Origin of the sequence: Wolbachia endosymbiont (group B) of Silvanus unidentatus, assembly GCF_964028615.1 — a bacterium.
GTDB lineage: Bacteria > Pseudomonadota > Alphaproteobacteria > Rickettsiales > Anaplasmataceae > Wolbachia.
Window position 1 is genome coordinate 1,481,386 of sequence record NZ_OZ034795.1, and the last position, 14,197, is coordinate 1,495,582.

Sequence of the window (14,197 nt, forward strand, 5' to 3'; positions counted from 1 at the left end):
CTAGATTACATAGTATTTTAACTATAAAAGCGACTTTTTATGTAATGTTTCATATGTTTTAAAGCCTTGTTTTTATGTTATTATAATTGTAGGTTTTAATATTAAAAATAATATGATAAACGTTGAGATAAAAAAACAGCTAACAAAATTTTTCATATATATCACTGGTCTTCCAGGAAGTGGTAAACTTTCTACAGCAATAGTATTATCTAGTATGATAAATGCAGTAATTGTAAGTGGACTTGAATATAATCAAACTTCCAAAGAAGCTCGAGATAGAATATATAACACTACACATGTTATGTTTCAGGCAATAGAAGCCTATCCTATTGACTCAAAAAATTATATATTTGTTGATGAATTAATTAAAAATAATGATTACAACATAAGAATATATAACTCAGTAGTAGAACTTAGTAAAAAAATGAGCACAAAAATCCTCCCTATAGTACTTAGGTGCAATCCATTGATATTACAAGAGCGTACTATATCAAAAAAGCAAAGAAAAAATAGGAAGGTTACTAATATAAATAGTATTAAATTTAGGGAGGAAGATTTATTTGTACCACAAAATGCTATAGAGGTAGAAAATTCAAATATGAGTATAAAAGAAGTAGCAGAAGAAATAGTAAGTCAGATGTACAAACTTGGCCAAATTAATAGTGTTTACGCAATAGGCAACGATTTCATATACTGAGGCTCATTTAAATATAGAGCCTCAACTCCATTTAATTTTTGTTTATTTTTTAGTCTATAACGGACTAATAGCCCTGCATGGCTAGCATCCAACTTTGGTAAACTGCAATCCATATATGTAATGCAGTGCGTTTCAGGCTGGAGTTCACTTACTACAGCAGGATTTGATAGCGGTAACAAATTGAAATCAAATAACTGCGTATAAAACTTTTGATCATCTTCGATTATAGCTTTAATATTTTTTTTGCTATTTGTACAAAGTAGCGATATTGCATATGCTTGAGCTTCCAGGGCACTAACCCCATATAACGGCTTATTTGTAGCAAGATTTATACCTTGTGCAGTTGATATACCAACTCTGATTCCAGTAAAACTTCCTGGTCCAACTATCACTGCTAAATGGTCTATTTTATCGTAGCTGTAATTATGCTTATCAAACAAAGTATTCAGTATTTGAAAAAATGATTCTGCATGACTATTGTTTGCAGAATTGCGTTCTACAAAACAATTACCATCGTAATCAATTACTGCTATTGAACTACCAGCACCTACAGTATTAATTGCTAGAATGGACATCACTTAAGCTTATCATAGAGCTTTGTAAACATCATAGTGAACGCACCGTTACCCATAACATTTGCTGAAGTTATTATTGGGTCAAACACTATATACAATGCTGTAATTAATGAAAGCATCTCTGGGGAGAATTTAAGATACTTCTCAAGAACGGGCAACATTACCATAATCCCTCCCGCTGGAACTGCAACAATAGCAAATTTAAATAACAGAAAGTAGAGAAGGAAAGTCACATAGTCTGTTGCAGACAATGCACCACCAAAAGTCATTATCATTGATAGTATTATAATAAAAAAGCAATCACCTACTAAATGAAAGCTAGCGGTTATTGGCACAACAGACGATGCTATATCATGCTGCTTTACATTTTTTTTGCTTCCTTCAAGAGTAAGCGGCATAGCTGCATTACTAGACATTGTGCTCATTGCAGTAATAAATGCTGGTATCATATTACCTATACTAGCTATCCAGCTTGTGATCTTGAACGAATTTGCTGCTCCATATAAGAGAAAAACATAAAGGTAGGTTGCAGATGATATAATAATAAAAATTATTGAGTAATCCTTAAATATTATGGGTAAAACCTGATCATGTTCCATTTTTAAAGCAAGACCAAGTACAAACATTGGAATAATTGGCGTCAAAAATGTCTTCAAAATAAAGAGAGTTAAATCTAACATTTTGTTCGAGAGCTCTTTGCTTTTTTTTGGTAATATTGTGGACACTAATATGCTTAACACAAATCCACAAGCAAGGGCATAAAAATTAGAAAGCAATGCAGGTATCCTAAATGACCATAAAGGAACAATTGTTTCTTCATATGTTATATCTTGTATTGAATAAGTGTTTTGTGTGATGAAATGCCCAACAGAATAAGCTATTAAACTTGAAGCTAGATTCGACAAGAAAATCGTTATAATAAGTAACAATATAAACTTTATAGCCGACTGCTTAAGATTGTTAACACTACTAAAGATTAATGCAAAAACAATAAAAGGCATTATAAATAGTAAGATCTCTTTTATACTAAGGCTTATTGAATACAAGAAGGTTTTCACTTCCATTGGAACTAGATGACCAAAGAATACAACCGAAGTGATAACAGCAAGTAAGGTTAGTAATTGTAACATATTCTAATATAGCGATACCCTATGGAAATACATATGATAAATTAGCTGCTAAGTAAAGTAAAACTGCCTAGAATATTTGCATTACCTTCTAGTACTTGAATGAGATTTCAAGTTACAACGTTTCCACAAAGTATATAATTAACATCCACACCTTTGGTCAAGTTCCATTCACGCTTTATTACATTATATTCCATACCAGCCATGTTTTGCAGTATTACGTTGTTTTCCCTTAGATGATTTGCAATTTCTGATGGCTTGAGAAATTTATTCCAATTATGTGTGCCTTTTGGCAGCCAGTTTAATATGTACTCTGCGCCGACTATTGCAAGACAGAAGGATTTAATAGTTCTATTTATCGTCGATATAAAAATTAGCCCTTCTGGCTTCAACAGCTCTATTGCTTTTTTCATGAAAAACTCTAAATTATCGACATGTTCAACCACTTCCATCAACAAAACCACGTCATACTTCTTGTCATTGCTTAGCTCTTCAATGCTAGTGTGTGTGTATTCTATATTTAACCCTACTTTCTTCGCATGCGATTGTGCCACTTTTATGTTTTCCTCACATACATCTATTCCTGCAACGCTAATACCAATACGCGCCATTGACTCTGACAAAATGCCACCACCACAACCAACATCGAGCAATGATAGTTCTTTTAAATCGCATTTTTTTAATTCTTTTATTTTCTCAACGATGTATGATACTCTCACAGGATTCATCATGTGCAATGGCTTGAATTTGCCATTCTCATTCCACCATTCACCTGCTATTTTAGCGAATTTTGATATTTCATCTTCGTTATAAGTTTTTGTGGTTTTTTTCTTGCTAATATTGCTAAGTTTATCAAGGCGTTCTTTATGTCTACTTTCTTTTGAAAATTCTGTTTCGAGGAATTGTTTGACTATGTCTTTTGCTAATCCACTCGCAGTAAACCCTGCACCAAGACAAAGTATATTCGCGTTGCCATGCTCGCGAGCTAATTTTGCGATCTCAACACTATTACATAAAGCAGCGTAGATTCCTTCAAAACGATTTGCCACAGTACTCATGCCCAAACCTGTACCGCAAATTAATATTCCATAATTTGCTTTTTTGTTTGTTATATCTTCTACAACTTCAGCAGCATAGTCAGGGTAGTCTACACTCTTTTGTTCAGCAGTGCAGCCACGGTCTATCACTGTATAATCTAAAGTTTCCAAGTAAGCCTTTATTTCTGATTTTAGTTCATAACCTGCGTGGTCTGAAGCAACTGATATCACATCTGACATATAAGAAATTGCAACTTAAGGGTATTTATATGGGTAATTTATTTTGAGCTTTTTGTCAAGCTCTCCTGATCTTTCTGAATAAATTTCGAGTCAGATATGCATAAATTCTATATAATTTTTATCCTACCACTACTCATTCGGTAAAATGGATCATATAGATATTATAAAGTCAAAATTATTGTTGTCCGACATAGTAGGAAAAAAAGTTAGGTTAATAAAAAGAGGAGATAGTTTTGTTGGACTCTGCCCATTTCATAACGAAAAAACTCCATCTTTTTCGGTCAGCAATGTTAAGGGCTTATATTACTGTTTCGGTTGCTCAGCTCATGGTGATGCGTTTGAATTTATTTCACAAACTGAGGGCTTAAGTTTTAAGGAAGCGTTGGAAAAATTGTCATCTGTTGCAGGTGTTGAGTTACCCAAAAACCTCAGCTTTGCTAAAGAAAATGACAAACTGTTTTCAGCACTGAATTTAGCTGCAAGTTGGTTCGCGCAGAAAAATCGAGGTGTTATGGCTTATTTAAGGCAGCGCAAGATCTCACTCAAAATCATAGATAAATTTAGAATAGGTTATGCACCAAGTTCTGGCTTGAAGGAATATTTGAACTCCTCTGGTATTAAAGACGAGATTTTGATCGATGTTGGGTTAATAAATAAGAATTCTCGTGATTATTTCTATGATCGGCTGATATTTCCTATACACAACATCACGGGCAAAGTTATTGGTTTTGGCGGACGTGCGCTGAACTCTGAGCAACAGCCGAAGTATCTAAACAGCCCAGAGAGTCAGCTCTTTAAGAAAAGAGAAAATTTATATGGATTAAACTTTGCTTTGAGTGAAATACGCAAAAAACAGCATCTATTTGTTGTTGAAGGATATATGGATGTAATAGCACTACATCAAGCGGGAATTAGCAATACAGTTGCTCCGCTTGGTACCGCAATTTCTGCAGAGCAGATAAAAAATCTATGGAAATTTGCTAAAGAAATTTCCATCTGTATGGATGGCGATAGTGCCGGACGTCATGCTGCTATTCGAATTGCAGAACTTGTTCTACCGATACTGGAGCCTGGATACACATTGAAGTTCGTAACTTTGCCAAACAATAAGGACCCATACGATATATGCAATGAGCTAGAATATAAGACAGAAGACGTACTCTCTGCTTTTAACCACTCAACAGAACTGCACTCTGAATATTTATGGCATCACATAATTGGTAGCAATTTGCAAAATTATGAAAAATTTGCTCCGGAAAAATATTCAATTCTTGAGCACAAGTTCATGAAATATGTCAATGCTATCGGTAACAGCAGTATTAGAAGGTATTATAGAGATTATTTTTACAATAAGGTCAGTGAATTAAGAAGAAACTTTAAAAAGCTGATTTTTAATAGCAAAGCAACAAAAGGTGAGTATCTTTACAATAAATCTCCAGAGCTAATTGAAGCAGAGCAAAATCAGGCCATAATTTTGCGTATAGCCGTAGAATTTCCTGAAATCTTGAACCGTCCTATATTTTTTGAGCAATTTTCTCATTTCGAATTTACTAATGAGATGAAAAAATTACAACAGTGCGTAATTAATATGGTAACTAATGAGAGCAACTTTAATAAAGAAATTCTGCTACAGGAGTCTAGTGTTATAAAGTTTATATTTGAAAAAACTAGCGTACTAAATAGTCAATTAAGTGAGAAGAGATCGGCAGAAACTGTCTGGAATAACATAGTATTACGGAAAGAATTAAATGTATTACAAGAAGAAAAAATTAAAGCAAGGCTGGGCGGTAATTTTGACTTAGAGGAAAGGCTAATAGAACAAATAAAGCAAATAGAGGATAGTATACAAGAAATGCAAATGGAATTTATTCAAAAGTAGATGGCTTAAGATGTTCAAAATTATTAGAAAAACACTGTATTAGTATTTGCTTAAAATAGCTTATTCTAGTATATTTCTGGTTTGTTCAACTACGATAAGTGTTTTCATTTCTTCCTCTTATTATCTTTCTAGCCTTATACCTTGGAAGTGGTATTTATTTTTCTTTTATCGGACTTGGTAATCCTCTTCATCAAATTTCACCGTTAGTTTGCTTATTACCAGCATTATTTTTTGCTGTTCTATTCAATAAAAACAAAATTCAACATAGTATTGATACTCTTATAAAAGGTATGGGTAATAAAACTACTCTTACCGTATGTTTGATTTTTCTATTTGCTGGAGCATTTTCTACTGTTACTGAATCGCTTGGTAGTATAAATGTTATTACTAACTTAACTATTCGATTTCTTCCAGCAAGATTATTACTTCCTGGAATGTTTTTACTTTCTACTTTTATTTCAAGTGCAATCGGCACATCAATCGGAGTTATTGCACTTATAACACCAATAGCTGTTAATTTAGCACAAAATGGAGCTTTTGATTGTGCAGTGGGTGTTGGAGCTGTGATAGGTGGGTCTATGTTTGGCAGCAACCTTTCAATGATATCTGACACTACTATTGCTGCTACTTCTTCACAAGGAGCTTCAGTAAAGGATAAAATAAAACTCACTTTCAAGACAGGATCTGTTACAGGTCTTATAATACTTATTTATCTAGTAATAATTTCAAATAGTACAGAAGTTGTTTCTATCTCAAGTCTGAATTATTTATCCATAGTCAAAATTATCCCTTATATATCTTTAATAATTATGGGTTTATTTGAAATAAACACTCTAGTAACATTAGCTATTAATATGGTTATTGCTGGGATATTAGGAATAGCTTTTTTTGATTATTCTCTTATTGAATATTCTCGTGACATATATAGGGGTTTTTATAAGATGAATGAAGTAATGATATTTATTCTCTTCAGTAGTGGATTAAGCCACTTAATGTACGAATACAGTCAGAAAAAGATAGATATATTCACCGATAAGGTGAATATGACAAAAACTCAAGCTGAATTTATGATTGCGGGAATATCATCTCTGTTTACTATTTTAGTTTCCAGCAATGTTGTTGCTATTTTATTAACTAGTAATATTGCGAAAAGACTTGCACAAAGATATAACATTGCACCACACCGTAGTGCGTATTTATTAGAAATATTTACTTCTATCACAAAAAGTATCTTACCTTATGGTTCTCACGTATTACTAGCAAGCAGCATTGCCTCTCTGTCACCTATCATCGTACTAACAAAAGTATATTATTGTTTTGTTTTTGCAGCAGTTGCAATAAGTGAAATAGTGATTAATGGCAGACGTCATGCGGTTGTAGCTCCTCAATTACCATAAACAACTCTTTAAATTTTCACTCAATTTGTTGATAAATTAACAAATATTATAATCTTTGCTAAAATACTTATATAGTACCAATTCTTTTAAAGACATAGTATTACTAATGTTATAAAAAATGTATCAAAATAGTGGAGAAAAAAATGCCTGATTATTATGAAATATTAGGAGTAAAAAGAGATGCTACTCATGGTGAGATAAAAAAAGCATATCGCAAATTAGCATTGAAGCTTCATCCAGATAAATTGCTTGAGGAAGTGAAAGAGCTAGATAGGCTAGAAGGAAAGAAGAAGGACGGAAGGCTACTATCACAGTCGGAAGAAGATCAACGGGCTCAACTTGAAGAGAAATTGACAAAGTTCAAGGAAATATCAGTAGCACGCAAAGTGTTATCTGACCCAACAAAAAAAAGCCAGTACGATAGAGGAAAGTATGAGTATGGGGATTGTAGTGATGAACTGGAGTTGTTGCGGGAAGAGATGAGTAAACTTAAACAAGAAGAGAAAAGAGAAAAATTTTTTAATGAAATATATATTATGTATTGTTCGAAAAGTCAAAAATTAATCGAAGAGAAAATAGAAAGGCTAAAGAAGAGTTTAAAAGAAATAGGCAAGATGGGCAAAGCTAAAGAGACTGAAGAACCAACTGAATCCGAATATGTAAGAACTATTCTGGGATTGTTGTTACATATCCAGTCAAATAAGTATGAAGAGTGTGATGATATAATAAAGAAAGTTACAATTGATGCTGGTGACATTACATTTCTAGTGCAAATTGCTATTATGTACGATCGTGTGGCATTTTTCAAGCTCTTTGAAGGAAGGATAGAAATATCACGAAATGAAATCTTAAGCTATGCTTATGAATACCAATCTGAAGAGTTTTTGGATTATTTTTTTAATAAGTACTTAGATAAATTAGATATCAACTATAAAGATAAAGAAGGAAATACAGCTTTACATCATACATTAAAATGGTTGGATTTGGGTAAATCGAAATACCAAGGTTTTGTCAAGTCACTTCTTAGTAAAGGTGCAAGGCTTGATGTTAAAAATAGCAAAGATGAAACTCCATTTGATCTCTTGGTCAATTATGCTACATACTTCTCTCGTAAGGAAAAAGTAGTAGAAAAATTAAATAATCTTTCGGTGGTGCTTAGTGGTTGTAAAACCGATGAGCTAAAGAAGCTAGAAGGTACTTCTGCGTTGAATGAACTAGTAGATACTATTGTTAGATATAAGCATAAAAAAGCTCTAGATCTTCTAGTTGAAAATAACATAAAGATTTCAAGTACTATTTTAGAAGGTATTGTTAAACACAATTGGAAAAAAGAGATTTTTGATTGCTTTTTACATAGAAAGAAATATAATTTTCAGGATGAAAATGGGAATACACCTCTACATCATGCTTTAAGAAACTTACAGCCCTATACGTCAATGCTTCGCAAAGTTGAATCACTTGTGAGTGCAGGTGCGAGATTTGATGTTAACAATGACCAAGGTGAAACTCCGTTTGATCTCTTGGTTGAATATGTTGAGAAGGGGTTTTATGGTCAAGCGTCAAGGTTAAGTTATGCTTGGAAGTTGTTTAACAAATGTGAAAATAAAGATGTACTAAGAGAGCTAAAATATAAAGATGGTACTCCTGCATTAGATAAACTAAATGAGCTTCGTATTAAGTGTCGTAATACTTCTATCATAGTTGCTTCTACGTTAGCAGTAGTAGGAGTTGCTTTAGAAGTAGCTATTGCAGTCTACTCAGGAATGTTAGCGTTAGGGATAGGAATTGGAGTTTGTTGTCTTGTTGTTGCTGCAATCACATACCATTGTAATAGTCCTGCAAATTTATTGAAAGATAGCAATGCTGAAGTTGCAATTAATCAAATGGCATTAGTAAAATTATAACTTAAGATCAGAAGAAATGGCAGATCAAGTTTAATAATGTTAATTCAGTAATATATTTAGTAAAATCTAAAACTAAGAAAATTCTATACTTGCAACTCTGTGAGATGCTGGTGGTATCTATCTTACTTTCTTGATAGGAATACAGATTACAAGAGATAGGCGATGGAATTTCAAAGAGTTTGCAAATAATAGTTATTATTTGTAGAATATAGAAAAGTTAATAGAGATTTTAATAGTATGCCATCCGTTACTTTTATTTTACCTGATGGAAGTAAGAAAAGCTATGAAGCTGCAGAAGGAGAAACTCTGCTTAATTTAGCCCACAGAAGTGATCCAGATCTGCTTGAAGGTGCATGTGAAGGCTCTCTTGCTTGTTCTACATGCCATGTGATTGTTGATTCAAAATTTTATGATGTTGTAGAAACACATAACCCTATATCTGATGAGGAAAATGATATGCTGGACCTAGCTTTCGGTTTAACAGAGACATCGAGGCTTGGATGCCAAATAAAAATCACAAAAGATATTGACGGTTTGTGCGTAACCGTGCCCAGAGGTACAAGAAATATATCATTAGATAAATAAGAGGATAATGCGTAAAATTTTTATCTATATTCTTATCTCCTTACCTTTGTTTATTCCTCTAGCTTATAGTGGTTTTTGGTATTTTTCTGCATTTAAGGTAAAAAGTCTTTTAACTGATTACATTAATGACGAAAAAGTTGATATTTCACATGATTTTAAGGGGTTTCCTTTTAACCTAGTTTTTCGTGTAACGAATCCAAAATTTTCTAATGAGCAATTAACTGTTTCATCTGAAGCTTTAATGATAAAAAACAGATTATTTGATAAGTCAGTATATATCTATATACCAAGCAATAAAGTAAACATTGCTGTCCGTAGTGATGAGAAAAAGAATATAAAGTGTCACACACACGTGAGTAGCCACTTTGTTGTTAAACTAAATGATTTACTATCTTCATTAAAATTCAACAGAAATAGCACTGTAATAGACTATATAGATACATTTCGTTACGAAGATTATGGATTAAAATGTGATGTTTTAGAAAATCAGCAAAGTGTTATAACTGAAGTGAATGATAAAAGTAATTACATTCAATTTCACTTTGATAAAGAACTGAATGAAAATACTAAACTAGAATTTGATTTTTATACTTACCGTTATAAACATACTGCAAGTCCTGAAAATTACCTTAGTGTCGACGCTAAATTAGATTATGAATTTGTAAACCATGTTTCAGCTTCTAAGATTAATTTCAACATAGAAAAATTTTTGATTGAGAGTAATAACTTTTCTATTGCTGCGAATGGTGGAGTAAGTAATTACAATTTAGTTACATCTTCATTTGAAGATAAAATCAATGTAGCCATATCAAATTATAAAGAATTAATTTCGTTTATGACTAATGATTCAAAGACTGCAGATAAATTGGAAAAATCAATATCTTCCTTATCAGAAAAAATCACTGATAACGACATTCAATTTTCAATAAAGTACGACAATAATGTAGGTTCAGGCTTTATTGGAAAATTATCCACTACTGATTTTATCACTCAATTCACCAAGAATGAGAATAGTAATTAGCTTACTTTTTACATTGATATTCCATTTAAGCATAAATGCTTTTACTTTGGATGATAAACTAAGAGACGAAAGCATGGAAGAGCGAGCAAGTAGCTTATTTGCAGTAATAAAGTGTCCAGTATGCTCTGGTGAATTATTATCCGAATCTGAGTCTCAAGTTGCATATGGTATGCGTAAGACAATTCGCAAGAAGATCAGTGATGGATATACTAACGAGCAAATAGTTTCAGAGTTAAAAAATTCTTATGGAGATTCAATTATCATTGTACCACCTGTAAAATCTAGTACCTACATTTTATGGTTTACTCCTTTTATAATTCTTCTTATTGGATGTTTTCTAGTACGAAAATCAGTTCAGAAAATAGATAAAGTAGTAAAAAGATAACTATAGAGTAAAAGTGAGTTTACAACAAATGCAAGTAGCTACTATACGAACATTTGAGTTTAGATCAAAGATTGTAAGGTTAAATCTTCCATCCAAATAACCACGCACTCTACCTGCTTATCTGGGTAGACTTTTTGCACTAAGGTTTTATAGATCAACATTTGCTTTTTTATTTCATTTGATGAGGAAATAGAAACGTTATGGTGTGATTTATAGTCAATTATGATTGCTTTGTCTTCTGTTATGCACAGTCTGTCTAGCCGCACTAATACTGGTTTTCCGTCAATTGTTCCACTAAGTGGAATTTCTGATTTGCCCTCCAAGTCGAACAGGTAATCATATTTTTCATTAAAGGTTAATATTTTGCTGTAAATTTCATCCTTATCTTCACTAGTGTTTATGCTATCAAGATATTTCCTAACCCAATTTTTTCTCCTGTCTTTCTCTATCTTGGGCATATATTGCAATATACTGTGAATTATTAAGCCTCTTGCATAGCTGTCTGTCGTCCCAATGCTCCTTTTTGTCATTCCAGCATTCTCATCTGTCATCCCAGTGCTTGACACTGGCTTTTTTTCTCCAGGTTCCAGCGTTACGTGCTGCAATGACATTGATAGGTTTGATGGAGGTGAAATCACTGGAACATCAAAATAATCACGTTTTTTATAAATAGAAGGGTAGTTTGCATTCATGCATAGCACTTCAACTTTTTCTTTAAATATCGGCTGTAAGTATAGTTTTTTCCTCTCATATAATGCTCCATATTGAATAACTAGATCATACCAAGAGCCCTTTTGCACTGGCTCTTTGCCTAAAATGTATAACTCATCTTCAGCACGCGTAAGTGCCACGTACAGCAAACGCAAATATTCGTTATAATCCTCTAGTTTTTTCTCTCTTTTTACTTGATTACAATAAGCATTACTATTTTTGCCACACCAAAATGGTGCTTCCGTTGCATCAAACAAAATATTTTCGCTGTTTCTTGGTACCGTATTTGTGTCAACTAAAAACACTATTGGAGCTTGTAGACCTTTTGATTTATGAATTGTCATTATTCGTACAGCATTGAGTTTTGATTGCATATCGTTTTTAATCTCAGGATTATTTTCTTTGATCCACTGAACAAATGCTTGAAGAGATGGGTGCTCAAATTGCAATACGAGGTTCATAAATTCGTCTAGAATCTCGAAGCACTCAAGACCTAGCCTTGCAGCAAATTTCTTCCTGCCTGTGCGCAATATATGAGTGAATAGTGTAAGGGGGGATTTTGTCTGAGATAAATTAATTAGATAGTTTAATTCATTAGAGATAATCTCCTGATAATCTTGAAGTTTTTCCCACAACGACTGTTCTTTACGATCGTATGCAATATTGAATAAATCATCCTCAGTGAAGTTAAATAGCGGTGATTTTAAAACATTTGCAAGAGCAAGATCATTTGCCTGGAGGAGCAAAAATTCAGCTAAAGCTATTAAGTCCTGCACAGCTATGTAATCCATAATTCTAAAATAATCTCGGCCTATAACTGGTACATTTACTTTTTTTAGTTCACTTATTATGTAATCAACTAACACATTTCGCTGCCGTACCAAAATCATAATATCCCTTGGTTCTATATGACGATCTTTGGCGACTAAAATCCGCCCTTCGTTTAACCAATTGTGAATTCTTTGGGCTATTGCCTGAGCAAGTAATCGATCCTTTACTACATAATCTTTCCTCTGTGTTAAATGAATTTGTAAGGCTTGCTGCTCTTCCTCTTCATATCCTGGCAGTAACGGCCAAATTTCAATGTATCCTTGATCGTTTTCTCTATATGGAATATGTTTTATCTTGTTATCATTGAAAGATATTTCTTCACGAAAATTGTTAAATATTCTGTCTACAAGCATCAAAACTTCTGGAGTTGAGCGAAATGACTTTTCAAGTTGACATGATACCCAATCTCTGCCACCGGTTTTCGTGTGAAAATATTGCTGCATGTAATTAAATAGATGGGGATTTGCTCCTTGAAATCTGTAAATGGATTGTTTTACATCCCCAACAACGAATAAAGTTCTCTTTTCGTCACCACCGGTAAAAAATTCATTGCAGAGATTTGTTATAATTTTCCATTGACTGATACTATTGTCTTGCGCCTCATCAACAAGAATGTGGTCTATTTTTTGATCTAGATTAAACAATATCCAATCTTTATAGCCTGGATTGCTAAGGAGATTTGTTGCTAAATTGATGATATCATCATAATCAAGCAGTGCATTCTTTGATTTTTCACTATTATATAGATCAACATATACTTTAAATATACTAAGTAAACTACTGGTTCTTCCGAATATTTGATAAGAATTTATGTCCTTTACATGGGTAAACAATGCATTTTGAATGCTTTCTATCATTTGCTCTACGTCTTCAAATTTTTCCAAAGCACCCTTTGTTATAATGGATGATATGCTCTTTTTTTCGTACGATTCTGATTTGAGAAATACTTTAGCTAAGTTCTCTATCTTGTTGTCATCCAAGTAGCTGACACTGGGATCCATATTTCTTTTTTTTTGGGTCCCAGTGTCAAGCACTGGGATGACAACATTTGGTACGGACGATTTTCTGCTATTACACCAATCATAAAGTATCGCACTGTAACTCTGATCTCTTTTGCTGCCCTCACTTAATATTTTAGCTAATCTTTTTATCTGCTCAATCGTTTCACTCTGTAAATCGTGAATCTTATCTGGGGCACTTAGTTTATCTTTGATATACCCTAAATTATTTTCTAGAGCTGATCTCTTTATACATAAGGTATAGAGCAAATCACTCAGCTTGTTTTCATCAAATTCAGCTGCAATGATATTTATATCGTCCTGCACAGTTTCATTATGAAGCGTTTTTTCAAATATGATGGAATGCAATTCTTTACATTCGCTCAACGTACAATTTGGAGCGATACCAGCTTCTGTAGGAAAGCTGGAGATTAATTTGTAACAAAAGGCGTGTATAGTTTGAATATTAAGACCAAGATTTTCCAGTTCAGAAAAAAGCCTTCTTGCTCTTGTTAAATAATCTTTATTTTCTCTGGTTACACACTGGGCTAATTGTTCTAAATCTGCGACCAATATACCCTCTGGATATATTGCCCACTTACTAAGTGTACTGTAAATGCGATCCTCCATTTCATTTGCTGCAGCATTGGTGAATGTTAAGCAGAGAATATTTCTCTTATTCTCTAATAGAAGTCTTAATACTCTGTCTATTAAGATCTTTGTTTTACCTGTACCAGCTGATGCACTTACCCATACAGAGAAGTTAGGATTTATGGCATTTGATCTCATTAGGAGTGTATAAAGTTTGAC

11 protein-coding genes are annotated in these 14,197 nt (G+C 33.1%); 7 read left to right on the forward strand and 4 right to left on the reverse strand.

Going from position 1 to position 14,197, the window contains the following annotated elements; all coding sequences use genetic code 11:
• Positions 1 to 112: 112 nt before the first annotated feature.
• On the forward strand, positions 113 to 697 hold the full coding sequence (locus ABWU65_RS07065) for an AAA family ATPase (protein ID WP_019236376.1): 585 nt from the start codon (positions 113 to 115) through the stop codon (positions 695 to 697).
• Here the strand turns inward: ABWU65_RS07065 and tsaB are convergent.
• The 3 genes from tsaB to ubiG form a co-directional block, all read right to left on the reverse strand.
• Positions 667 to 1,272: a tRNA (adenosine(37)-N6)-threonylcarbamoyltransferase complex dimerization subunit type 1 TsaB gene (tsaB, locus tag ABWU65_RS07070; RefSeq protein ID WP_007302675.1), complete on the reverse strand. Its 606-nt coding sequence runs from the start codon at positions 1,270 to 1,272 to the stop codon at positions 667 to 669. The two genes, ABWU65_RS07065 and tsaB, sit on opposite strands and share 31 nt — an antisense overlap.
• A complete protein-coding gene (locus tag ABWU65_RS07075) occupies positions 1,272 to 2,402 on the reverse strand; it encodes a cation:dicarboxylate symporter family transporter (RefSeq protein ID WP_007302676.1) in 1,131 nt (376 codons plus the stop codon). Before ABWU65_RS07075 ends, tsaB begins: the two co-directional genes overlap by 1 nt.
• 107 nt (positions 2,403 to 2,509) lie before the next feature.
• Entirely contained in the window at positions 2,510 to 3,676 is a 1,167-nt protein-coding gene (gene ubiG, locus ABWU65_RS07080) for a bifunctional 2-polyprenyl-6-hydroxyphenol methylase/3-demethylubiquinol 3-O-methyltransferase UbiG (protein WP_149168875.1), read from the reverse strand.
• Positions 3,677 to 3,821: 145 nt separating this feature from the next.
• Between ubiG and dnaG the strand changes: the two genes are divergently transcribed.
• From dnaG to ABWU65_RS07110, 6 genes are all read left to right on the forward strand, one after another.
• Positions 3,822 to 5,555, forward strand: a complete 1,734-nt coding sequence (gene dnaG, locus ABWU65_RS07085) for a DNA primase (protein ID WP_353280550.1) — start codon at positions 3,822 to 3,824, stop codon at positions 5,553 to 5,555.
• Between the two features lie 98 nt (positions 5,556 to 5,653).
• Positions 5,654 to 6,952 (forward strand): Na+/H+ antiporter NhaC family protein, encoded by a 1,299-nt coding sequence (locus ABWU65_RS07090; RefSeq protein ID WP_007302679.1) that lies wholly within the window; start codon positions 5,654 to 5,656, stop codon positions 6,950 to 6,952.
• Positions 6,953 to 7,095: 143 nt separating this feature from the next.
• Entirely contained in the window at positions 7,096 to 8,856 is a 1,761-nt protein-coding gene (locus ABWU65_RS07095; protein ID WP_319606735.1) for a DnaJ domain-containing protein, read from the forward strand.
• A 237-nt stretch (positions 8,857 to 9,093) separates the two neighbouring features.
• Positions 9,094 to 9,441: a ferredoxin family 2Fe-2S iron-sulfur cluster binding protein gene (locus ABWU65_RS07100; RefSeq protein ID WP_007302681.1), complete on the forward strand. Its 348-nt coding sequence runs from the start codon at positions 9,094 to 9,096 to the stop codon at positions 9,439 to 9,441.
• Positions 9,442 to 9,448: 7 nt separating this feature from the next.
• Positions 9,449 to 10,462: a hypothetical protein gene (locus ABWU65_RS07105; RefSeq protein ID WP_353280552.1), complete on the forward strand. Its 1,014-nt coding sequence runs from the start codon at positions 9,449 to 9,451 to the stop codon at positions 10,460 to 10,462.
• Positions 10,446 to 10,847 carry a cytochrome c-type biogenesis protein CcmH gene (locus tag ABWU65_RS07110; RefSeq protein ID WP_213863726.1) on the forward strand — a complete coding sequence of 134 codons (402 nt, stop codon included), beginning with the start codon at positions 10,446 to 10,448 and terminating at the stop codon, positions 10,845 to 10,847. The genes ABWU65_RS07105 and ABWU65_RS07110 overlap by 17 nt, the downstream gene beginning before the upstream one ends.
• Before the next feature lie 59 nt (positions 10,848 to 10,906).
• On the opposite strand, the gene ABWU65_RS07115 is transcribed toward ABWU65_RS07110, so the two are convergent.
• Complete coding sequence (locus ABWU65_RS07115; protein WP_353280554.1) at positions 10,907 to 14,176, reverse strand: UvrD-helicase domain-containing protein; 3,270 nt, start codon at positions 14,174 to 14,176, stop codon at positions 10,907 to 10,909.
• Positions 14,177 to 14,197 lie beyond the last annotated feature (21 nt).